The organism is Salinigranum rubrum (genome assembly GCF_002906575.1).
Lineage (GTDB): Archaea > Halobacteriota > Halobacteria > Halobacteriales > Haloferacaceae > Salinigranum > Salinigranum rubrum.
In genome coordinates, this window is record NZ_CP026309.1 from 3,978,977 (window position 1) to 4,000,789 (window position 21,813).

24 protein-coding genes are annotated in these 21,813 nt (G+C 63.9%); 7 read left to right on the top strand and 17 right to left on the bottom strand.

Annotated features, from left to right (window positions below):
• Positions 1 to 48 precede the first annotated feature (48 nt).
• On the top strand, positions 49 to 231 hold the full coding sequence (locus C2R22_RS27050; protein ID WP_103427268.1) for a hypothetical protein: 183 nt from the start codon (positions 49 to 51) through the stop codon (positions 229 to 231).
• 494 nt (positions 232 to 725) lie between these two features.
• On the opposite strand, the gene C2R22_RS19645 is transcribed toward C2R22_RS27050, so the two are convergent.
• The 6 genes from C2R22_RS19645 to C2R22_RS19670 all read right to left on the bottom strand — a co-directional run bounded on the left by C2R22_RS19645 (position 726) and on the right by C2R22_RS19670 (position 6,891).
• Positions 726 to 1,415: a 4-carboxy-4-hydroxy-2-oxoadipate aldolase/oxaloacetate decarboxylase gene (locus C2R22_RS19645; protein ID WP_103427269.1), complete on the bottom strand. Its 690-nt coding sequence runs from the start codon at positions 1,413 to 1,415 to the stop codon at positions 726 to 728.
• A gap of 156 nt (positions 1,416 to 1,571) precedes the next feature.
• Positions 1,572 to 2,597, bottom strand: a complete 1,026-nt coding sequence (locus C2R22_RS19650) for a zinc-dependent alcohol dehydrogenase (RefSeq protein WP_103427270.1) — start codon at positions 2,595 to 2,597, stop codon at positions 1,572 to 1,574.
• Positions 2,598 to 2,619: 22 nt separating this feature from the next.
• The gene (locus C2R22_RS19655) at positions 2,620 to 3,534 is read right to left on the bottom strand and encodes an NAD-dependent epimerase/dehydratase family protein (protein WP_103427271.1); all 915 of its coding nucleotides are present in this window, start codon (positions 3,532 to 3,534) and stop codon (positions 2,620 to 2,622) included.
• 152 nt (positions 3,535 to 3,686) lie between these two features.
• Positions 3,687 to 4,685 (bottom strand): NAD-dependent epimerase/dehydratase family protein, encoded by a 999-nt coding sequence (locus C2R22_RS19660; protein WP_162562574.1) that lies wholly within the window; start codon positions 4,683 to 4,685, stop codon positions 3,687 to 3,689.
• 620 nt (positions 4,686 to 5,305) lie between these two features.
• Positions 5,306 to 6,085 (bottom strand): IclR family transcriptional regulator, encoded by a 780-nt coding sequence (locus C2R22_RS19665; RefSeq protein WP_103427273.1) that lies wholly within the window; start codon positions 6,083 to 6,085, stop codon positions 5,306 to 5,308.
• A gap of 134 nt (positions 6,086 to 6,219) precedes the next feature.
• Complete coding sequence (locus tag C2R22_RS19670) at positions 6,220 to 6,891, bottom strand: MBL fold metallo-hydrolase (protein ID WP_103427760.1); 672 nt, start codon at positions 6,889 to 6,891, stop codon at positions 6,220 to 6,222.
• Between the two features lie 363 nt (positions 6,892 to 7,254).
• Between C2R22_RS19670 and C2R22_RS19675 the strand changes: the two genes are divergently transcribed.
• Complete coding sequence (locus C2R22_RS19675; protein WP_216824760.1) at positions 7,255 to 8,316, top strand: TRAP transporter substrate-binding protein; 1,062 nt, start codon at positions 7,255 to 7,257, stop codon at positions 8,314 to 8,316.
• A gap of 184 nt (positions 8,317 to 8,500) precedes the next feature.
• Here C2R22_RS19675 and C2R22_RS19680 read toward each other — a convergent pair whose 3' ends face one another.
• On the bottom strand, positions 8,501 to 9,448 hold the full coding sequence (locus C2R22_RS19680; RefSeq protein ID WP_103427274.1) for an MBL fold metallo-hydrolase: 948 nt from the start codon (positions 9,446 to 9,448) through the stop codon (positions 8,501 to 8,503).
• A 179-nt stretch (positions 9,449 to 9,627) separates the two neighbouring features.
• Complete coding sequence (locus C2R22_RS19685; RefSeq protein WP_103427275.1) at positions 9,628 to 10,143, bottom strand: VOC family protein; 516 nt, start codon at positions 10,141 to 10,143, stop codon at positions 9,628 to 9,630.
• A 249-nt stretch (positions 10,144 to 10,392) separates the two neighbouring features.
• Between C2R22_RS19685 and C2R22_RS19690 the strand changes: the two genes are divergently transcribed.
• Complete coding sequence (locus C2R22_RS19690) at positions 10,393 to 10,872, top strand: TRAP transporter small permease subunit (RefSeq protein ID WP_103427276.1); 480 nt, start codon at positions 10,393 to 10,395, stop codon at positions 10,870 to 10,872.
• Complete coding sequence (locus C2R22_RS19695; RefSeq protein ID WP_103427277.1) at positions 10,865 to 12,163, top strand: TRAP transporter large permease; 1,299 nt, start codon at positions 10,865 to 10,867, stop codon at positions 12,161 to 12,163. The genes C2R22_RS19690 and C2R22_RS19695 overlap by 8 nt, the downstream gene beginning before the upstream one ends.
• Positions 12,164 to 12,226: 63 nt before the next feature.
• Here C2R22_RS19695 and C2R22_RS19700 read toward each other — a convergent pair whose 3' ends face one another.
• On the bottom strand, positions 12,227 to 13,186 hold the full coding sequence (locus C2R22_RS19700; protein ID WP_103427278.1) for an AEC family transporter: 960 nt from the start codon (positions 13,184 to 13,186) through the stop codon (positions 12,227 to 12,229).
• A 236-nt stretch (positions 13,187 to 13,422) separates the two neighbouring features.
• Here C2R22_RS19700 and C2R22_RS19705 point away from each other — a divergent pair, with 236 nt between their 5' ends.
• Positions 13,423 to 13,854, top strand: a complete 432-nt coding sequence (locus C2R22_RS19705) for a universal stress protein (RefSeq protein ID WP_103427279.1) — start codon at positions 13,423 to 13,425, stop codon at positions 13,852 to 13,854.
• A gap of 686 nt (positions 13,855 to 14,540) precedes the next feature.
• Entirely contained in the window at positions 14,541 to 15,284 is a 744-nt protein-coding gene (locus C2R22_RS19710) for a type I 3-dehydroquinate dehydratase (protein ID WP_103427280.1), read from the top strand.
• 142 nt (positions 15,285 to 15,426) lie between these two features.
• Here the strand turns inward: C2R22_RS19710 and C2R22_RS19715 are convergent, their stop codons facing one another.
• The gene (locus tag C2R22_RS19715) at positions 15,427 to 16,410 is read right to left on the bottom strand and encodes a nucleoside recognition protein (protein WP_103427762.1); all 984 of its coding nucleotides are present in this window, start codon (positions 16,408 to 16,410) and stop codon (positions 15,427 to 15,429) included.
• Positions 16,411 to 16,528: 118 nt separating this feature from the next.
• On the opposite strand from C2R22_RS19715, the gene C2R22_RS19720 reads away from it, so the two are divergent.
• A complete protein-coding gene (locus C2R22_RS19720) occupies positions 16,529 to 16,768 on the top strand; it encodes a hypothetical protein (RefSeq protein WP_245902828.1) in 240 nt (79 codons plus the stop codon).
• A 1-nt stretch (position 16,769) separates the two neighbouring features.
• Here C2R22_RS19720 and C2R22_RS19725 read toward each other — a convergent pair whose 3' ends face one another.
• The 7 genes from C2R22_RS19725 to C2R22_RS19755 form a co-directional block, all read right to left on the bottom strand.
• Positions 16,770 to 17,039 (bottom strand): hypothetical protein, encoded by a 270-nt coding sequence (locus C2R22_RS19725; RefSeq protein ID WP_103427282.1) that lies wholly within the window; start codon positions 17,037 to 17,039, stop codon positions 16,770 to 16,772.
• A gap of 513 nt (positions 17,040 to 17,552) precedes the next feature.
• Positions 17,553 to 18,110, bottom strand: coding sequence for a magnesium transporter (locus tag C2R22_RS19730; protein ID WP_103427283.1), 558 nt, complete (start codon positions 18,108 to 18,110; stop codon positions 17,553 to 17,555).
• Positions 18,110 to 18,697, bottom strand: a complete 588-nt coding sequence (locus C2R22_RS19735) for a magnesium transporter (protein ID WP_103427284.1) — start codon at positions 18,695 to 18,697, stop codon at positions 18,110 to 18,112. Before C2R22_RS19735 ends, C2R22_RS19730 begins: the two co-directional genes overlap by 1 nt.
• Before the next feature lie 131 nt (positions 18,698 to 18,828).
• Entirely contained in the window at positions 18,829 to 19,314 is a 486-nt protein-coding gene (locus tag C2R22_RS19740) for a hypothetical protein (RefSeq protein ID WP_103427285.1), read from the bottom strand.
• A 53-nt stretch (positions 19,315 to 19,367) separates the two neighbouring features.
• The gene (locus C2R22_RS25300; RefSeq protein ID WP_162562575.1) at positions 19,368 to 19,571 is read right to left on the bottom strand and encodes a hypothetical protein; all 204 of its coding nucleotides are present in this window, start codon (positions 19,569 to 19,571) and stop codon (positions 19,368 to 19,370) included.
• A gap of 122 nt (positions 19,572 to 19,693) precedes the next feature.
• The gene (locus C2R22_RS19750; RefSeq protein WP_103427286.1) at positions 19,694 to 20,059 is read right to left on the bottom strand and encodes an SDR family oxidoreductase; all 366 of its coding nucleotides are present in this window, start codon (positions 20,057 to 20,059) and stop codon (positions 19,694 to 19,696) included.
• Positions 20,060 to 20,247: 188 nt separating this feature from the next.
• A complete protein-coding gene (locus C2R22_RS19755; RefSeq protein WP_103427287.1) occupies positions 20,248 to 21,648 on the bottom strand; it encodes a signal recognition particle protein Srp54 in 1,401 nt (466 codons plus the stop codon).
• Positions 21,649 to 21,813 lie beyond the last annotated feature (165 nt).

A 21,813-nucleotide genomic window follows, 5' to 3' on the forward strand; every position in this document is an offset into this window, starting at 1 on the left:
AGAGCGACGGCGAGGGACGGTTCGAGGCCACCATCGGCGGCCCGACCGGTGCGGTCCACGATCCGTGACGCCGGTCCGGAACGGAGCGACGGAGTCCGAGGCGTGTTCAACGGACTGGCCAACGTCGTCCTCTCGCGGATGAGCGCCGAGGGAGTCGTCCTCGCGGACGCACAGGACCTCAGAATCGCCGAGGTCGTCCCGAACAGTGACGGTGTCGTCGGTCGAACGTAACACCGAATCTATGATATAAATAATATTACTATATCTCGAAAAGGTTTGTTTCGATGTATTTCATGATATCGACTGGACGTCGTCCAGTTCGTCTGATAGCGTTCTTAATTCGCCCATAGACCCTGAAATATGCAGTGTGCATACGTTATCCATCGAAGACGCTGTGTCCAACAATATTTCTGTTAAATAATCCACTTATTTTCCCATATTCTATTCTATTATCCATATATTTTTCCTATTTATGAGAATAATATCCCAAATGGTGGTTGATTAGTGAATTATTTGAGAATTTATACTGGATAGCAGTATTACTTTCGACATAAAATTTTTTCTGATATGTAATCGTATCGCCATTGCGCTTACCGCGAGAGATCCGATTTCGAGGCGTCTGGACAGTCGGCTATCTCGACGACGGGCCGCCCACTGTACTTCTCGCCCGTCTCCACTCTCGACGGGGTGTCGTACTCTAGAGTGAAGGACAGTCCCGCGAGACGCTACTGTACGGAGTCTTCGGGGCCGACGACGTCGAGTTCCTCGTAGAGTTTGTCGTAGCCCTTCATCTCGAACAGGTACTCGCCGTCTTCGACCCGTTCTCGCGTGTTCTTTTCGGCGGTCATCTTCTCTTTCGCGGCTTCGAGGACGCGTTCGGCCTCCGCCCTCGGAACGACCGTGACGCCCTCGTCGTCGCCGACCAGAACGTCTCCGGGGTCGACAGCGACGTTGCCACACGTGACGGTGACGTTGATCGACCCGGCGTTCTGCTTCAGCGGGCCCTGCGGGTGAACGCCGCGTGCGTACACCGGAAACTCCATCTCGGCGATGTCGAGACGGTCCCGAATCGCGCCGTCGATGACGATGCCCGCGAGGTCGTTCGCCTTACAGGAGGCGCACATGAGTTCGCCGAGGTGGCCCGTCTCGACGTAGCCGTTCGCGTCGATGACGAGGACGTCGCCGGGTTCGGCCATCGTGATGGCCTTGTGGATGACGAGGTTGTCCCCCGGTTCGGCCTTGACCGTCACCGCCGTCCCGGCGAGGTCGGCGCCCTCGTAGACCGGTTTGATGCCGGAGTCCATCGCGAAACGCACGTTTCCAGTGACGTCCGAGGCGATGGAACTCGGAACGCCCTCGAACGCGGCGACTACCTCACGGTCCGGTCGTTCGATATCCGGGTTTACGGTGTGCATACACCGGCGGACACGCCTGTGCTACGTTAACTTACCGATATCGACAGACGCGGGGAGAAGGAGCGACCACGCATTCGGGGAGGTCGTATGCGGGGGGTCACAGCGACGGATGGAGAGACGAGCGGTGCCACGGGTGAGGACGACGAGGCGGAGGAGTCAGAACGAGAACATCGGTTTACACGTCCGTCCCGCGAGGAAGTCCTCGAACACCGCTGCGGGTTCGTCGGACGTGTACCGGGTGTCGATGATGGTGTCCGCGTCGATGTTCTCCATTTCGAGCATACGGAGCGCCTGTTTGAAGTTCGCCTTCGTCGCGCCGTACGCGGCCCGGATGTCGAGTTCCGCGCGGACGATAGGCGAGAAGAACAGTTCGCTCGGGTCACCGGGCAAGCCGATGACGACGATCTCGCCGCCTTTCTTGACCAGGTCGACGGAGCTTTCGATACCCGTTTTGTGTCCCGTGGTGTCGAAGACGGCCTCCACGCCGATACCGTCGGTTCGCGCGTCGACGTGTTCCGAAAGGGAGTCGTCCTGAGCGTTGACCGTGTCGATGCCGAGGCGTTCGACGAGCGGAAGTCGGTACTCGGTGTCCTTCCCGATACCCGAGAGGACGACGTCGGTCCCCATCGAGTCGAGCAACGCCGCCGTCAACACGCCGATGGGCCCCGGTCCCTGAACGACGACCGAGTCGCCTGGCGTGACCGTCGAACGCTCGTACACCGACCGGGCCGCGATGCTCAGCGGCTCTGTCAGTGCCGCGTGCTTCGTGGGAATCCCCTCGGGGACCTTGACCAGGTGGTCCTCGTGAACGCTCGTGTACTCGGCGTACGCACCGTCGGTGTGCATCCCGGAGATAGTGGTGTTCTGACACACGTTCACCTCTCCGACCTCACACTGGTGGCACTCGCCGCACGGATGAATGGGGGCTTCAACCGCGGCGTCGCCGGGTTGGAATCGGGTGACGTTTTCGCCGGTTTCGACGACGTGACCGGCGTACTCGTGACCCATGATCCGGGGAATCTGGATCCACTCGAAGCCGTCCATCTGCAGGTACGCGTGAACGTCGCTGCCACAGACGCCCGCGTGTTCGACATCGATTAGAACGTCGTTCGGACCCAGAGAGGGCCGTTCGACCTCGCGCACTTCGACGGATTTCCGTCCTGTCTGAACGATTGCTCTCATACTGTGTGTCTGTCGTTGGCGGTCACTCTGCTGGACTGGTGACGTTCGGCGGGCTGTCCCACTCCGAGGCGTCGTCTCTCGGTTCGTAGCCGAGGACCGCCTTCGCGTGTTCGAGGTCGAACCACCGAGCGGCGTTGTCGCTGACGGCGTAGAACGTGTCGTAGGTCACGGAGTCGTCCGCCAGACAGCACTCGAGCAGATGAGCGAAATCACGCTGGGAAGTCCACGTCGCCTTCATGCGCTTTACCATCCGTTCGTACTCCTCGCTACCGCGTTCCCACGACCCGGTCTGTGACTGGTCCCAGACCTCGCCCTCTTTGACTTTGTGTTCGTCGCTCCGGTCGACACCGCGCTCCGCGTCACCGTACGGGTGGTCGTATCGTTGGGTACGGACGCTGGAGATGCGGAGAGAGTAGATGTGCTCCGGTGCGCCGTCCCTGCGCGCGTGAGCACGGCACATGTGTTCGCCGAACATCTTCGAGGCGCCGTAGTAGCTGTCGGGTTTCGGGAGAGTCTCGTGGGAGAGTCGGAACGGGTCGAACTCGCTCGGATAGTCCTCCTCGTAGAGGTCCGGGGCGTGGTCCTCCTCGTAGAGACCCATCACACGCTGGGAGGACGCGAAGACAAGCGTTTCCACGCCGGCCTCTCTCATCGCCCTGAGCACGTTGTACGTCCCGACGACGTTCGGTTCGATCACCTCCTGAAACCCCGCACCCGCGTCGGACTGCGCAGCCAGATGGATAACCGCGTCCTGGCCGTCGAACGCCGGTCGGATCGCGTCGTAGTCGGCGATGTCGGCGACGTGAGTCTCGTACTCCGGGTGGTCCTCCAGGTTCAGGAACGTGAACTCGTACTCGTCCTTGCCGTAGAGGTGATTCAGGATCGCCTCCCCCGCCTCACCGTACGGTCCCGTGACCAATACGCGTTGCTTACTCATCGTCGTCAGAACCGAGACGCTACGTCTATTTAACTTTATTCACTACTCGAACGTCGAACGCTCGCGTCCACGGGGCCGCCGCGTCGGGCGAAAGACGGCCGTCAGCGACCCGGCGGCGGCGGTTGCGACGGGGACTCGATACGAGCGTCGGCTCAGCCCGGGAGACGCCTTTCAGGTAGTCCCTCCGCCCGACGGTGGTAGTTCACGAAGTCGAGGACCGCCTCCTCGACGCTCCACTCCTGTGTCAGTCCCAGTTCGTCGTACCACCGTCCGCAGTCGAGTGTCGGGTTCGCCAGCGCGTCGCCCCAGTCGTCCATCTCCTCCGGCGACGGGTAGTCGATGGTGACCTCCGGCGAGAGCGCCCGGAGCGTCTCCACGATCCGGTCGAACTCGTACGCCTCCCGGTTCCCCTGGTTGTACACGAGGTGGTCGAAGGGGCCCATGCCCGCGAGTTCGACGAACCACCGTCCGAGGTCCTTCCCGTAGGAGAGGTTGATGCCGTCCCACTGCGTCCAGTACGCCGGCACCGTCACGTCGCGGCCGAGACCGGCCTGCCTGACGAACTCGTTCAGTTCCCCGGTCGCACCGACGCGCCGGCCGCGTCCCCAGACGCCGCCGAGTCGGACCCCGACGTAGTTCGGCTCGAACTTCCGGTCGTACGTCCGGCCCATGACCTCGTTGACGTACTTGGTGGCCGCGTACGGGTTACGGACCTTGACGGGGTCGCTCTCGCGGACGGTCGGGTCGTCCATCCAGTAGTAGTCGTCGACGGTCCCGTACACCGACGCGGTGCTCGCGAACACACAGGTGGAGACGTCGAAGTCGCGAACCGCGTCGAAGACGTTGTTGGTGCCCACGCAGTTGACCCTGATCGCCTCCGTCGGGTTCTCCCAGGCCCGGTGGGCCACGTAGGCCGCGAGATGGACGACTCGGGTGGGTTCGTACCGCTCGAACGTCTCCGTCAACTGCTCCGTGTCGGTGACGTCTCCCCGGATCAGCGTGAGGTCGTCGCGAACGTCCTCGATCACCGCTTCGTTCGGGTACAGGTCGTACACGACGATCTGATCGGCGTCGTACCCCCGGTCGACCAGCTCGCGAACGACGTAGTTGCCCGCCAGTCCCGTACCGCCTGTGATGAGGTAAGAGTCCATGCTCAGAACCTGACGGGAGCATGTGAGCCGACGAGACATATACCTGTGCCTCGGAGGTGACGACTGAGGTTCGAGGCCCTCCGTGGAGCCCGATTTCGGCGGTCCACACGCGTTTCAACATATTCAAAGTCGGTACCGGAGTTCCATGACAGAGTTATAGCTGTAAGAACGCTCCACGCACCCGCCTTCTCTGCCCTTATCACACGATTTTTTGTTATATAAAGAGGGGCAGACACGCCAGTCGTCGACGCTCGAACGGCCGTCTCCGGGCAGTTCGGCCGAATCCTCCCGTCGACCGCGCTAGTTTCAAAATACTCGAACTTTTGGACCGCTTCCGTTACACCAGTACGCGTGTAATATTTTTCCGAGGCGCTCGCTCGCGATCCTGTTTTATACTGGTCGTTCGTGCGAATTCGAGGCCAGGGCCGTGTGTTCGGCGTTCGCCTCACGCGATTTCGACTATTTTGAAACCACGGAGCAGCGCTCCCTGTGGAGCGGTCGCCCTTCGCAGGAGACCGCTTTTCCGACGCGTCGTTCGTGAGAGACGGGCCTCCGTGGCGACGGCTATCGGGCGCGCTGGAGGCAGTTCAACTTGCTCGAAAAGGGAGGCGCTCGACGGTTCACCGCTGAACGAGTTTCAGTTCGATGATGTTGCGCTTGTCGAAGAGCGCCGGGGCGAGTTCCTCGTTGATTCGCTCCTCGCTCATCCGACTCAGCGGTCCGCTGATGCTGATCGCACCCACCACCGAGTCGGTGTCGAGCATGATCGGAACGGCGACGGCCCTGACGCCCGGGAAGTGCTCTCCGTTGTTTATCGCGTACTTCCGTTCCCTGATTCGGTCGAGTTCCCTGTTGAGTTCCTCGCGCGTTTTGATCGTCGCCGCCGTCGACTGTGGCAGGCCGCGCAGGTCGACGATCCGGTCCACGTCGGCCTCCGGAAGCTGTGCCAGCATCGACTTCCCGGTCGCCGTCCGGTGGAGGTAGAGGTGAGTCCCGAGCGGGGCGTTGTCGTCGATCGAGTCCGGGTTCTCCGACTTGTAAAGCTGTACCATGTACCCGTTCTCCATGGTGCCGACGTTCGCGATCTCTCCGTGCTCCTGCTGGAGGTTGTCCACCTCGTTCTTCGCGGCTTTGAACAGCGCCATCCGGTCCCGCAGTTCGCCGCCGGTGCGGAGGAACCGGAGGCTACAGCGGTAGTTTCCGTCCTCCTTTATCACGTACCCGCTCGCGACGAGCGTCGCCATGTAGATGTGGGCCGTGCTGACCGGGACGTCGAACGCCGCCGCGATCTCCGAGAGCGTGGCCTCGTCTTCGGTCCGGAGGTGCTCGATTATCCGAAACGCTCTACTCACGCTCTTCAACCGCCGTCCGGCCGTTTCATCACCCGTCACGTCGTCCATAGGAGAATACACCGAGGCGCCGCTCAATAAGAATGTCGTCTGGTTTCAAGAGTGTTGAAACGCGACCGACCCGACTCAGGGGTCGTGCCGGCCGACGAACGAGCGCGGCAGACGCGGGACGGGAGCGACGTCGCCTATTCGGTTCGCGGGTCCCACTCGTTCCACTCGCGCTCGACGAGGAAGTCGTCGAGTTTCCCCTTGGGGTCGTCGAAGACGTGCGAGCCGTGGAAGACCAGAAGCGTCTCGAAGTCGTGTTCGAGGAGGTTGTAGAGGTTCAGTTCGGCCGCCCGGTGGTCGTCGTTGAACAACGCCGGCGGAGGGAGGAGATATCCGGCCGGGAGGCCCCCGCGGTCGGACCCGTCGAGCGTGTCGCCCGAGATCAGGATGCCGCGGTCTTCGAGCAGGAGCGCGGAGGTCGCCTCGGTGTGTCCCGGAACCTGGATCACGCGGATGTTCCCCTCCAGCAGGTCGCCGTCCTCGTAGGCGACGTCCGGTTCGATGTCGTACCCCTCCTCTTCGAGGTGCGTGTAGAGCTTCGTCTCGTCGGCCGGCATGAGGAGTTCGGGCGAGAACGCGTCCATCACGTGTTTGAGACCGCCGTGGTGGCCGTGGTCCCCGTGCGTGATGACGACGCGGTCGACGGTGCCGTACTCGTCTTCGAGGATGCGAACCAGTTCGTCCCCGTTCTCCCTGAACGCCGTGTCCACCAGCGTCGTCCGCCCGTCGGGGACGTCCCGGAGGACGAGCACGCGCACGTTCTCGAACTGAATCTGGTCGATACCCTCGGTTACTTCACTCAGGCTCATGTCCATCTAGCGGTTCCCTGATCAGAGTTGTAAAAGTGTCGGTAGGAAGGAGGGGTCGACCGTCGTTTCGTCCCGTGTGGTCGTCTCAGCCACCTCAGACGACGGGAGCCATGTCGACGGAACCCGATGCGGCGGCGAGTCGTGACCACCCCCGACCGTGAGGTGGAGACCACCGCGACCGCCGTGTCCGCCATCCGCCTCGGTCGTCGATCGTGTCTCCACCGCAACCACCCACATCATAACATTTAATAATTATTAGCACAGCGGAACAGTCATGGCTCGAGACAAGCAGCCAGCAACGCGACGGAGCGTTTTGAAGAAGGGTGGTCTCGCACTGACCGTCGGCACCGTCGGTCTGGCGGGGTGTGCCGGGAGCGGTGGCGGCAACGGCGAGAACAACAGCGGTGGAAGCAGCGGCGGGAGCAGCGGTGGAAGCGGGGGCGAGAGCAGCGGGACCGAGAGCGGTGGCAGTCAGACCGAATCCGGTGGTTCGTCCGGGGGGGCCAGGAACTCACCATCGACCTGGCGACCACGCAGCCACCGGAGAACATCATGGTCCAGGCCATCTCGGAGCACTTCATCGACGCCATCGAGTCCGAAACCGACGGCCGCATCACGGTCAACCTCCAGGCCGCCACGCTGGGCGGGTCGGAGGACAACATGAGCGCGCTGGAGTCCGGGACGGTCGACATCGTCAGCGAGAGCCCCCCGACGATGGCGCAGCGGTTCGCGCCGGAGTACTCCTTCGCCGGCGACCCGTTCGTCATCAGGAACATGGAACACTACAAGGCCGTCCAGGAGGAGTACCTGATGCCCGAGGACGGGCTGAACGGAATCCTGCTGGAGAACGGGCTCCGACTGGGCGATTCGTTCCGCTGGGGGAACCGCGGCTTCACGAGCAACTTCGCCGTGACGACCCCCGAGGACGTCCAGGGTGTGAAGCTCCGACTCCCGCAGTTCGAGACGTGGACGAGCGTCTGGGGCGAGATCGGTGCGCAACCGACGCCGGTGCCCTTCGACGAACTGTACTCCGCGCTCCAGACCGGCGTTGCCGACGCCTCCGAGGGACCGATCTCGCAGTTCATGTCGACGAGCCTCTACGAGGTCCAGTCGCACTTCTCGGTCACGAACCACCTGCTGGGGGTGAACCACTTCATCATGAACGACGAGTTCTACCAAGGGCTCAGTAGCGACGATCAGGACCTGCTGCGCTCGACAATGCAGGAGGCCACGGGCCAGATCACCGAGACGATCAGGGAGAACGAACAGACCCTCTACGACCAGGCGCGGGACGAAGGGACCACGATCGTCCAGCGGGACGAGATCGACCGCCAGGCGTTCGTCGACGCGGGCATGCCGGCCCTGCAGGAACTCTCCGAGTCGAAGTGGGCAGCCGACATCGACGCCGTCTTGGATCTCGCCTGAAGCACGACCCGTACCGAACGACGAGGTGCGCTCGACAGCGGGCGTCCGACGAGAGAGCGGGTTCGAGCGACGATTGCGTGTGACTCACCCCGTTTGCTGGCTCTTTCGTGGGTACGAACCCCGGAAATCCGGTCCGACCGCGACATCGAAGCGAGAGCGGACTCTCTCGAACTCGTGTTCTCTCTCACTCTAGCGTGTACCGCTTCCCGGCACGGAGCGGGAGCACGTCCGTCTCGACTTCGGGAGCGGCGTCGATAGCGTCACGAAGCGCGTCGACGTACCGGTCGGGGTCGTCGACGCTGGGAAAGCCGTGGCCGATCAGGAACCGATACTCGTCCGGATCGCTCTCGTCGTACGCTTTCGGAATCGGGTAGTCGCCCTCGTGGCGGTAATGGCCCGGAACGAGGTAGTCGGGCTGGAGGAGGTCGAGAAACAGCATGTCGGTCTTTATCTGATAGTCGAGCGGGTCGTCGTGGGTGCTCAGCGGTTTGCCCAGCGGATACAGGACCATGTCCACCTCGTCGGCGAACTCGAGCATCTCGGGGTAGGGAGTGCGGATGTCCCCGAGGGCCAGAATCGAGAAGTCGCTGCGGGTGTCCTCGATGAGGTACGCGAGATTGGCGACGGGGCCGATGATCTCGTGCGGTGCCGAGATGTTCGGCTCCTCGCCGGGTGCTTCGACCGCAGTGATCCGAACGGGACCGAGGTCGAGTTCGGACGGGACCTGGTTCGTGGCGTGCGCCGGTTCCTGCCACTTCGGCTTGTCGTTCCGCTCCCCGCCGATCACCGTCTTCTGGTAGTACTTCGGGAAGAGCACGGTCGGGTCGAACTCGTCCAACAGCGGCAACTCGGGCGACGCGAACCAGTGTTGGGAGTCGAACAGGCAGGGGCGTGAGACGATCAGTTCCTCCAGGCCGTCGTCGAGCAGGGCGCGGAGCGTCGGGACGTGACAGTGGTCGTTGTGTTCGTGGGTGACGAGCGCGTGGTCGACGCCCGACGTCGGGTTCAGGTACGGGTCCACCGCGAGGGTGACGTCGCCGATCTCGATCTCCCACGTCCCCGCACCCCACCAAGTGAGGTGAACGGGGTCGGCGAGCGGATGGTCGACGTGCACCGGATCGGACGAGAACATCTGAATCGACTATCTCTTGTACCAGGTGCGTATTATAGCATGTGGATGCACCCGCCCCCGGAGGGCGGTCAGCCGTCGAACGTGGCTCGTAGCCCGTTCGTCACATCTTCAAATCGTCACATCTTCGAAGACGCATCGCCCACGAGGAGGTGTATCACTCGCCCCGAACCGGGCGACGCTCACGAGTCGTCCGTGGGGCAGGGCTCGGCCAGTAACATCCCTTCGTGGCTGTGTGAGTAGATTTCGACCAAGTTGCCGTACGGGTCCGTACAGTACGTCAGGAGGTGTTCTTCGTCCTCCTCGAACAGCCGCCAGATCCGTGAGTAGTGCTCACCGCCGCGTTCGTCGATTCGTTCGGCGAGTCCCTCGACGTCCGGGTCGACGACGCAGATGTGGAAGAATCCGGGCTGTGTGATGTCGCTCCGATTCGACTCCCCAGTACTGGCGAACTCGAAGAGTTCCACCCCGATTCCGTTCCCGGTCACCAGGTGAGCGACCGTCATCTCGGAGAACTCGCCGAGCACGTCGACGGCCCGTCTGCCGCCGTACCCGTCGTTTCCCGTTACGGCACGGGGCTCTGTGAGAAGCGTCCATCCGAAGACGTCCCGGTACCAGTCGAGCGCCTCCTCGACGTCGGGAACCGTGACGGCGACGTGGGCGAGACTCCGTGGATACGGCGTGTCCGTGTCTCCCATGGACGTGCGGTCGACGGACTCGGACAAATGCTTTCGGGTCGCTCCGTTCGACTCCAACGTCCTCCGAGCGGGGTCACAGACCCGGCGAGTCGGACGAGGAACCCTCCGACGAACCGGTCAGAGAGCGACGCTACGACGGCAGTTCGGGAAAAGAGCGCGTCACCGACCCGTTTGCGACGGAGCGGAGCGAGTCCGGTCGAGAAATGTAGGAACAAAGATTTAATACCGTATGACCTGGTTTGGCTATCTATGGCTCAGGACTGGTTCGACAAGCTATCAGTCTCGATAGGGGTACTACTGCTCGGAGTGATACTCGTCGTCGGGATACTGCAGGTGCTCAATCGGTACATTGGCCTCCCGGTCAACCTCCTGTGGACGTTCGAGGTGGCGAGGACCCTCCTCGCGTTCATGACGCTCGCGGGCGTCCCCTACCTGTTCAAACACGACTCCGACATCTCGTTCCTCCCCGTCCTCAGGCGGATCACGACCCGGACGGACGCGTTCTTGCTGGTGAGAAACGCCATCCTGCTGGTGTTCTCGCTCGTGCTGGTCTGGTCGGCCTACCTCGCGAACATCACGACTGGGGACGTGGGACTTCCCATGATCGGATGGTTCAAAGTCGGCTGGGGCTTCATGTTCCTCGGACTGAGCTTCCTGGGCCTCTTCATGTACGTCCTGATCGACACCCGGAACAGACTCGAAGCGATCAGGAGTGGGACGAATGTCTGAGCTGTTACTGGCTGCCTTCGTCGGATTCCTGATGCTGTTCTACGCCATCGGGGTCCCCGCGGCCTACTCGCTGGGAGCGACGGTCATCACGATCATGCTCTTACCGATCGGCCCGCCGCTCAATCTGACAGTGCTCACCCAGCGAGTCTGGGCGGGGATGACCTCCTGGATCCTCCTCGCAGTGCCGTTCTTCCTCTTGGCGGGCAGGATAATGAACGAGACGGGTATCACGGACGACATGTTCGACTTCGCCACCGAACTCGTGGGGCCGCTCCGTGGCGGACTCGCGCAAGTGAACGTCATCGTCAGCCTGATCTTCTCCGGGATGAGTGGCTCCGCAGTCGCCGACGCCGCAGGCATCGGCACCGTCGAGTACGAGGCGATGACCTCGAACGACTACGACGGACAGTCGGCGGTCGGTGTCACCGGGGCATCGGCGATAATCGGTCCGATCATCCCGCCGAGCATCCCCATCATCATCTACGCCGTGTTGGCCCAGGAGTCGATCGGCACGCTGTTCATCGCCGGTGTCGTTCCGGGGTTCCTCCTCGCGGGGAGCATGATGGCGACGGTCTACTATCTGGCCTGGAAGAACGACTGGCCCGGCGGGAGCGAGTTCCGACTGACGCGGCTGTTCGAGACGTTCGTCAGGGCGGCGCCGGGGCTCCTCGCTCCGGCGATCATCATCGGCGGCATTCTCGGTGGTCTGTTCACGGCCACCGAGGCGGCCCTCGTCGCAGTCGTCTACGCGCTCCTCCTCGGGTTCTTCTACTTCAAGTCCATCACGTTGAGTGACCTCTATCGGGTCGGGAAGGACACGTTCGAGGATACGGCCAGCATCGTCGTCATCTTCGGCTTCGCGAACCTGTACGCGTACTGGCTGACGCTGGCCGGGATTCCGTCACTCATCGGCGACGCCGTCGTGGGCTTCTCCCCGAGCCCGGTCGTCACGATGTTGGCCCTGGCCCTCATCCTCCTGGTGCTGGGAACGTTCATGGAGGGGACGGCGGTCCTCCTGATCATGGTCCCGATGTTAGCGCCGCTGTATCCCCAGTTGGGGATCGATCCGATTCACTTCGGGATCGTCATGGTGCTGACGCTCATGTACGGCCTCGTCACGCCGCCGTTCGGGCTGATCCTCTTCGTGCTCGAACGGATCACCGAAGAGTCGCTGGACGAAGTCATGCGCGCGATGCTCCCGTACTATCTCCCCTTGGCTGTCGTGCTGCTCTTGGTCATCATGGTCCCGTCCATCTCCCTGGCGCTTCCCAGGCTCGTCGGGTTGCTCTGAGCGGCCGGCAGGTTCTCATCGAACACTCGTCCGTTCGATTCGGACATCACGCGCTTCGCGCCGTTAGATGATCAGACCGGATTTCAACAGGACGACGATCGCCGTGACGAGCGGGATCGACAGGAGCGTCGTGACGAAGATGCTCGCAGAGACTAGTTCGGGCAGCGAAACGCCGTCCACTCGCGCCTCCTGTGCGAACTCGACGACGAAGATGATCGGACCGATCGCGACGGGCATCGCCGTCAGCAGGACGAACACCTGTGCGACGGTCGAATTCTGAAAGCCCAGGAGGGACGCGACGAGAAGTCCAGCGAGGGGCGACACGCCGAAGCGGAACGCGATCGGTGTCGTCGTCATCGGCAACGCGCTCCGGTACTCGGTCCGGGACAGTTGCACGCCGAGGATGATGAGCATCACCGGGATGGCTGAATCGCCGAGGAGACCGATAGTCCGCATCGCCACGGAATCCGCCGCGGGGGCCACACCGAGAAAACGGATACCAACGGCGGCGATGACGGCGTAAACGAGCGGATAGCGGAAGACCCGTCTGAGGCTTCCCCGCGCGGACCCACCGCCCGAACGGGACGCGATGAAGAGCCCGACGGTGAAGACGACCGCACCGTGTATCGCCGCGAACAGGACCGCCGTCTGGCGTCCGAGGCTCCCGAAGGCGAAATCCGCCAACGGAATCCCCAAGCCGCCGGTGTTGCCGAAGACGGCGATCAGCATGAACGCGCTGAGGTGAGCCCCTTCCTTCCCGGTCCCCCTCCCGAACGCGAAGCTGACCAGAACGACGACAGAGAGGAACGCGACGACCCCGACCGTGATTTTGAGGAGGGCGGTCGCTTCCAGTTCCGTGAGCGCGATACTGTGAAAGATGAGCGAAGGCGTCAGGATGTATAGGGTCAGGGTGTTGAGCGAGTCCGTCCTGATCTCCTGTCGCTGACTCAGGCCGAACCCCAGCGAGATGATCACGACGATAGGGAGGATTGACGAGAGGAACACCTCTGTGATGGAGGCCATCGGACGATGGTTCAGACAGTACCTGCATAAATCCTTTCGTCCAGACACCGTCGTTCGACCGCTGGTCCGCGAGGAGAGGAACGCCCCTTCGAACCACCAGTGGCGGTTTCGTGCCCGTAACTGGGACCGTCAGTCGTGGAGGTGTCGCGGCCGGCCACGCTCGCGGAACGACGAGCGACGCCCATCGTGTGAGGGGGCCGAAAAAAATTTAACACCGGTTGGAGCAATCATCGGGCATGGTAGTCGTAGCAGCCGTTGATGACTCGGACAGAGCGAGTGCCGTCGTCGAACACGCCAACGACCTAGCGGAGGCGTTCGGTGACCCGGTTCACGTGGTGCACGTCATGAAGCGTTCCGAGGTCGTCCAGGCCGAGCAGGACGGCGTCAGCAGCGACGAACCGATGACTGTCGACGAGTTGCGCTCGACCGCTGCGACGGTCTCTTCGGACGTACTCGATCGGTGTACGGTCGCCGCCGAAACGGAAGCCGTCGGGCTGATCGGTGACCCTGCCTCGGAGATCGTCGAGTACGCATCCGAACACGAGGCACGGTACATCGTCGTCAGTCCGCGGCGCCGGTCGCGGACCGGGAAGATGCTGTTCGGAAGCGTGGCACAGTCGGTTCTCCTCGACGCTCCGTGTCCCGTCGTGTCCCTGCTCGTCGAGTGAAGAGTGCGGCGCGGGCGTAGCCGAAGGACCTCGACGGATTCTGTTCGGCCGGCAATGGCAGTACCCGGCGTCTTCGCTTGGAGGTGACCCGGAAAGAGATAGAGATGAAATAACAATTTGAACACTAAGAAAATTTTCTGATATGTTTACAAATGATGAGAAGATAGGAGAATCACAAAAACTATATTTCATGAATGTATATAAAAATAAATGGCTTTATAGACGGTAAATTTTCTTTTTGTCCATATATGAGACACTTATATGATATTATGTTGGTATCCGACGAAACGACGTACCGCTGATCTCGACGAACCAAGCGACGACAGGATCTCCGTGTTATGGCCCACAAAAAGTCGCTTTCTGGAGGTCAGCTCACGTTGAACGTTCGTAGATATGTCGTGAGTTCCAACGTATAGTAGTTACAAGTATCTGAGTACTTTTCTAATATATCGCATAAGTTACTTATTAGCAACACCAGCGTGGACGGAAGCCACTGCTCGCGTGGAACGGACAGAACCGGTCGAGCCACCCGGGTCGTGAGCAGCAGTCCTTTTTGCGGAGAGTGGACGACTGCTCACAAATTCCGACTGCGTGTGCCCCAGACCGTATATTTCTATTTTGAATGAGTAGAAATTATACTGTTCGCTTCGAACGTTTTTAATGCGTGGATGGAGTAACGAGGCGCAATGAAACCGGACGGGTTCGCGCTTGCTGCCACGACAAATGACCTGACACGGGAGCCAAAAGTCAGAGACGTAGCCGACGTAATCGAGTTTCGGATGGACAAGGCGGAGGACCCGATCGAACAGTTGTCCGAGTACGACGGCGAACTCTCTCTCATCGCGACCAATCGCGGTCAGTGGTTCGGTGGGCAGGCGCGAGACACCGGCCGGTTGGACCTCCTGTTCACCGCGTCCGAGTTCGACTGCGTCGAGATGGTCGACATCGAACTGGAGACGGCCCGCGGGAGCGGCTGGGTGATTCCGGAGTTCCGCGACAACGACGTCGACGTCATCATCTCGTATCACGCCTTCGAGGACACGCCGGACCAAGAGACGCTCGACGCCATCTTCGAGCAGTGTTCGCAGTACGGCGAGGTCGCGAAGGTGGCGACGTTCGCAGAGTCGTACGGCGATGCGCTCCGGATGCTCAACGCGGTCCACAGGGCGACCGACGAAGGAAAGCAGGTGGCCGGAATCGCGATGGGCGGCGTCGGCAGCCACACACGCGCGGTCGCGCCGCTTTACGGCTCGAAACTCGGCTACGCGCCGCTGCCGTCGGACACCAGCGAGTACGCCCCAGGGCAGATATCGATCCACACGCTGGCCTCGATGATCGAAACGTTCAGTTCGCCCGAACAGTACGAGGCGCAACTCCCCAATCCGGACGGTGCCGTCGCGAAGAAGTCCGGGGTCGTCGGGACGGAGTGACGTTCGGCACGGTCGACGGTTCTGCGGCCCCTACGACCGATTCGACCCGACCGGAGAGCCACGCAGCCGTTCCGCTCGGCGACGGAACGGGGAGACGGAGAGCGCCGAGTCGGTCTGTCGCTCGGAGAACGACCTCAGAGGGTCACGCGGCCAGCAACACCGTCACGGCGAGGCCGATGAACACGACCTTGAACGCGGTGTTGACCGCGATGACCTTCGACCCGAAGGCGGGGCCCCAGATGCCGTACTGGAACGGGATGGACCGCTTGAACGTCGACACGGCGAAGGAGACGATGCCCCCGAGGAGCATCGTCGCCACGGCCTGTCGCGGGGTGAACTCGACGCCGACGAGTGGAGCGATGGTGGCCGCGCCCGCCGTCGTGTCGAGCGCGAAGACGGCGATGACCGGGACGGCGGCGCCGGGGAGGCCGACGACGGTGGCGAGCGGGTCCGCGACGCTCGTGAGCGCGGTGAGGTCGTAGGTGCGGGTGAGGACGACGACGAGCGTGTAGACGACGGCGAGGCGAGGGACGATACGGCGCAGTTTCGGCAGCGTCCGGTTCCACGCGTGCTCGACGACCTCACGACGCGTCTCTGGCGCGTCGTCGGCGGGTGGCGCGCCGCCGTCGGTCGAGGTGGTCACCGTCGCCGAGCGGTCGACGTCGTCTCCTCTCAGGAGGAGCGCGCCGGCGGCGACGCCCGCGAGCGTGATGCCGAGCGCGACGAGCGCCCGCGCGCCCACGTACATGACGCCGACCTCGAACCCGAGAATGGGGATGAGGACCGGGACGTAAAAGGTGAAGATGTGCTGGACGAACCCGAAGAACGTGTTGATGGTGACGGCGACGAGCGTCGCGCGGTCGGAGAGGCGGCCGGACTCGCGGAACTCCGCGAGCATGCCGTAGCCCGCCGTCGTCGAGGCGGCGGTAGTGAGGATGGCGGTGCCGACCTCGTCCGGGAGACGCGCGGGGCGCGTGAGGTACCGCGAGAGGCCGGCGACGTGCTCGACGAGGCCGAAGCCGACCGCGAGATTCGCGAGAAACACCCCGACGGCGATGAAGGCGGCGATGCGCGCGACTCTGGGGAGGACGTCGCCGAGGACGACGAGAAGGTCGGACTGGAGCACGACGAGCGACGCCGAGGGCACGGTCGGAACTCGGTGACGGGCGGTCAAATGCGCGTCGGTCGATGTCGGAGCGTGAGAACGTCGACGTCACGCGGTCTGGTTCGTGACGAGTTTCACCGTGGTGACGCTCGTAGCGCTGGCGGGGACGTACCTGAGCCTCTACCGCCGGCTTCCGAACCCCTTCACCCTCAGCCTGGTCGTGTTCTGCGTCGCGCTGTTGCTGTACGCGCTGACGTCGAACCCCCTCGCCCCGGCCGTCCTCGGCTTCCGACCCACGCCGTTCGGCCCGTTCACGTTCCTCCCGAACCTGTTCGCGGCCGTCGCCGTCGTGGTGCTGCTGTACCAGAGCCAGCGCTAGCCTACAGCGATCCGGCGACGATGAGGACGATGACCGCGCCCCCGGCGGCGAGCGACGCGGTCAGCGAGGCGGCGGAGACGGTCTCGCCCGCGTACCGCGTGCCGAATGCGGCACCGACCAGTCCGGCGGCGATGAGCGCGACGAGGACCGTCTGTGCGGGGACCAGCCCCAGCGCGCCGCTCAACAGTTGGACCGGAATCGTCACGAGGATACCGAGGAACGGGGCGACGACGTAGGGGCGGTCGCGACCCGGGAGCGAGCGCGCGGTCATGACGCGTAGGAGGGTGACCGGTGTGAAAAGGAGTCCGGACGATACTGGTGAGCGGTGGTCGGTGGGTAGACGTGTTGATCGGTGGAGACGTGTCCGGAAAACGCGTCAACAGAGTGGGCAACGAGACGGCAACCGCGCGGTACACGGGCGCGATGAGGCCACAGACCTCCCCAGCCGACTGCGCTCCTCGCTCGCTCCGCTCGCTGCGGTGCTCATCCCTCGCACGATGCCGGCGCGGCACGAGGCCGCGCCAGCACGCGCCACCGCTCCGCACTGGTGCGGCCGGCGGCGATGAGCGAGCGAGCGAAGTGAAGCGAGTGAACGCGCGAGGGCCGGCTCGCGCCTCTGTGCGCGAGCCACCGGCTGGGGAGGGTGAGGCTGCGGTCCACCGAGTCCGTGTACCGTGCGGTCACTCCGTTCTCAGCGACTTTCACCGACGAACCATCGTTCACCCATCGGTACGTTCACTGAGTTACCGGCTCAGACGAAACCCCTCGCCCACAGCCCGGCGACTCACACGTACACCTGCACGGTTCCGAACAGCACCACCACCCCCAGAACGTCCGAGGCGTTCGTCACGAGCGGGATGACGACGTCGTCGGGGTCGAGGCTGAACCGGTAGGCCGCGTACGTCGCGACCAGCGTGACGACGATGGCGAGGACGGCGAGCGCGACACCGCTCGTGACGGCGACGGCGAGCACTGTCGACAGCGGGAGGCGCGCCATGCCGAGGAGCGTCGAGAGGAGCCACGCGCCCGCCCCGATGACGGGGAAGACGGTGACCGAGAGCGCGACGGTGGCGACGGCGTTCCCGGCCAGCGCCTCGTCGCGCGGGTCGAACGAGAGCGTCCCGAGGTGGAAGGCGGTCGAGAGGCGCGCCGCGAGGATGCTCCCGAGGTTCCCGGCGGTGCCGATGGTGACCGGCACCAACACGAGAAGCGTCGGAAAGCGGAGGAGCGACGACTCGAAGCTCCCGAGGACGAGCCCCGACCCGATTTCGACCAGCGTGAGCGCCAGGAGGACGGGGAGCATCGCGCGGGTGATGGCCCGGACCGACCACTCGGTGGGCATCACCCACCGCCTCCGGCAGCGAGTCCGAGGACGAGCCGAACGGCCAGGAGGAGGAAGAGCACGCCGAAGACGTCACCGGTGGTGGTGACGATGGGGCCGACGAGCGTGTCCGGGTCGCGGCCGCGTCGGTAGCCGGCGAAGACGACGCTCACGACGACGACGGTCAGGACCGCACCCGACAGGACGCCGGCGACGAGCGCGATGCCGACGAGCGTCGGGAGCGGGGCAACCGGCGTGCCGAGGGCGGTGAGAAGGGCGAAAACGACGACGGACGCGAACGTCGAGGCGAGGAGACCGTTCGCGATAGCCGCCGTCGCGGCCGCACCGAGTCGTCGGTCGGCCGCCGAGAGGCGCGGTTCGACGAACCCCTGGTGGAGCGCGGTCGCGACGCGCGCGCCGAACGACCCGTAGACGTTCCCCCGGGTCGCCAACAGCGCGGGAATGAGGACGAGAAGGCCGGGGACTTCCCGGAGTTCCGGACGCATCCCGCTGAGGACGACGCCCGCGAGGAGCCCACCGAGCAGACTGGCGACGAGCGCGGGCAGCGCTTCCCGGTAGGCGTCCAGCGCCACCTCACGGACGGTCATCGGAGGCGCTTCACGGCGGAAGGGTAAAAATCGGGCGAGACGGCCGGACGGTCACACTGTCGGTCGTGCCTGTCTCGCTACAGCCGACACTCCGGGTGCGGAAACGCGGTACGGACTGACAGGCGACAGTGTCAGGAGACGACGAGGTCGTTCGCGTCCCCCGACGGGGAGGCGACGGCCGCGCGGAGGCTGCGTTCGAGCGGCACCGTGAGCGGGCCGAACGCCCGCCACCGGACACGACCGCCCCGAAGCAAGAGCGCGTATGTCTGCGCCGGACGGTCGAGGACGAGCGCGCGGCGGAACGCGTCGACGTCGGTGTGGGCGGTGAGCGACCGGACGCCGGAGCGGTCGCCGCCGTCCGTGAGGGTCGGGTGGAGGTCGTCGGTGAGGGAGTCCTCGACGCCGTCGGGGAACTCGGGGAGGACGAGGAGGTCGTAACACCAGAAATCGGGGGCGGCAGCGGCGAGGTCGTCGACGAGCGGGAGCCACGTCTCGGCCTCGCGACTGAGTTGCGGCGCGAAGCGGACGAGAAGCAGCGTCGGACCCGAACCGACGTCAGCCGGAAGCGTTACCGAACGGCCGTCGAGGTCACGGCCGTGGAGTTCGGGGAATCGCATGCGAGAGTTATTCGAGCAGCGAGTATAAGCTTTCTCGGCGGGTTCGACGGGAACTACTCGCGTCCGAACGCGTCGGCGTAGTCGGCGGCGAACGTCTCGAACGGCGTCGCGGGTGTCCCAGTAACCGTCTCGACGTCGGGGAACACCTCGCGGCCGTGGCCCGCGTCGAACCACGCCTGCAGTTCGGTGAACGCGTCGACCAGCGCGGGAGGCATCCCCCGCTCGGCGAGCGACCCGCGCATGTCGGCCTCCGACACCTCGACGTACCGGACGTCGTGACCGAGCGCCTCCGAGAGGACCGCGGCGGCCTCCTCGTACGTCAGCGCCGCCGGTCCGGTGAGGCGATACGCCTCCCCGTGGTGTTCGTGCCCCTCACTCGTCAGGACCGCGCTCGCGCGATGCCACTTCGCCGGGAGGAACTCGGCCTCGGCGGCACCGAGCGCCGAGTGACGGACGACGTGGTCGACCCGCTCTCGACGGCGGCGTCGACCGCCGCCCGAACGAGTTCGGTGTCGTGCGGGACGAACGGCGTGAGGAGGTAGAGCTTCGAGACGCCGTCGAACGCGTCGCGGAGCGACTCCGAGTCCTCGAAGTCGATGCCGCGGACGTCCACGCTCTCGGGGAAGTCGGCCTTCGAGGGGGTGTGGACGCCCGCGCGGACATCGACGTCCGCCGCCGCGAGCAGGCGGACGAGTTCGCGGCCGGTCGTGCCGGCCACACCGGTGACGAAGACGGTGTGTGACATCCCCGAAGGTACGTCGCGTCAAGAGATAACTACAGCAACCAGACAGAAGAGGGAGGCTCACAGCGACGAGACGTCATCCGAGCGTCCCCGAGGCGACGCGGGGGCCGAAAAGCGACGACTGAGACGGTGCCGGCTTCTCGCGGGAAGAACGCGAGTACTCGACGTGGTACCGAGGTCGAACGGGAGAATCAGTCGCCGAACGGGCCCCCACCCATGCCGCCCATGCCACCCATGCCGCCGCCGCCCTGGTTCTGGAGCTTCTTCATCATCCGCTGCATATCGCCGTCGCCCATGCCCTGGAACTGCTTGAGGGTTCGTTCCATCATCTTGTGCTGCTGGAGCAGTTCGCGCACCGTCTCCTCGTCGGTGCCGGAGCCGCGGGCGATGCGGCGGACCTGCTGAGCGCCGACCGACCGGGGGTTCTCCATCTCGGCGTCGGTCATCGAGTCCATGATGACCTCGAACTTTCGCATGCGGTCCTGGGTGACGTCCATCGCGTCCTCCGGGAGCTGGTCCTTCAGCCCGCCGCCGAGGCCCGGAATCATGTCGAGCACCTGGTCGAGCGGCCCCATCTTGTTCATCGCCTCCATCTGCTTTTTCATGTCCTTGAGGGTGAACGACCCCTTCATGATGTCCTCGGGGTCCCAGTCGTCGTCCTCGGCCTGTGTCTCGGCCATCGCGCGCTCGACGCGCTCGGAGAGCTGTTTGAGGTCGCCCATCCCCAGGAGGCGGGAGATGAAGCCGTTCGGCTCGAACCGCTCGATGTCCTGGACCGTCTCGCCCGTGCCCAAGAAGGCGATGGAGGAGTCGGTCTCGTTGACAGCCGTCAGGGCACCGCCGCCCTTCGCCGTCCCGTCGAGTTTCGTGATGACGACGCCGCCGATGCCGATGGAGCCGTCGAACTCCTGGGCCTGTTCCTTCGCGCCCTGTCCGATGGCGGCGTCGAGGACGAGGAGGTTCAGGTCAGGCTGAACTACCGACTCGATTTCTTCGATTTCGTCGATGAGGTCGGCCTCCAGCGCGTGGCGGCCGGCGGTGTCGACGATGTGGACGTCGGCGTCCTCCGTGGCTTCGAGGCCCTCCTCGGCGATCTGTACGGGGTCGTCGGCGTCGGGGTCTCCGTAAAAATCGACCTCCGCGCGCTCGCACATCTGCTTGGCCTGGTCGTACGCGCCGGGCCGGAACGTGTCCGTCTGGATGACGGCGGGACGGAGCCCTTTCTTCGAGAACCACCACGCCATCTTCGCGGCGGTGGTGGTCTTGCCCGACCCCTGGAGGCCGGCGAGCATGATGGTCTGCGGTTCGAGAGGAATCTCGGTGGAGTCGCCGATCAGACCCACGAGTTCCTCGTAGACGATTTTCAGGACGTGGTCGCGGGCGCTCGTTCCCGCCGGGGGGTCCTCCTCCAGCGCGCGCGTCTTGATGGAGTCGGAGAGGTCCATCACGAGGCTCACGTCGACGTCGGCGGAGAGCAGGGAGCGCTGGATCTCCTTGACGATCTCCTGAACGTCGTCCTTGTCGAGTCGGGACTTCCCCTGGAGCTTGTCGAGCGAGCCCCTGAGCGAACTCCCGAGGTTGTCGAGTACCATCGTATTGGCTCGGGGTACGAGACGGAGGCGGTAAAGGCTTTGTTCGTCGGCTCAGGGTGCGGATTCGACGAGACGAGAACCGTAGACGTCGAGCGGCGAGGAGGGAAAGACCGCACGGCTGCCGGGGCGCTGACGCCACACGCCTCCCCAGCCGATTCCTTCGTT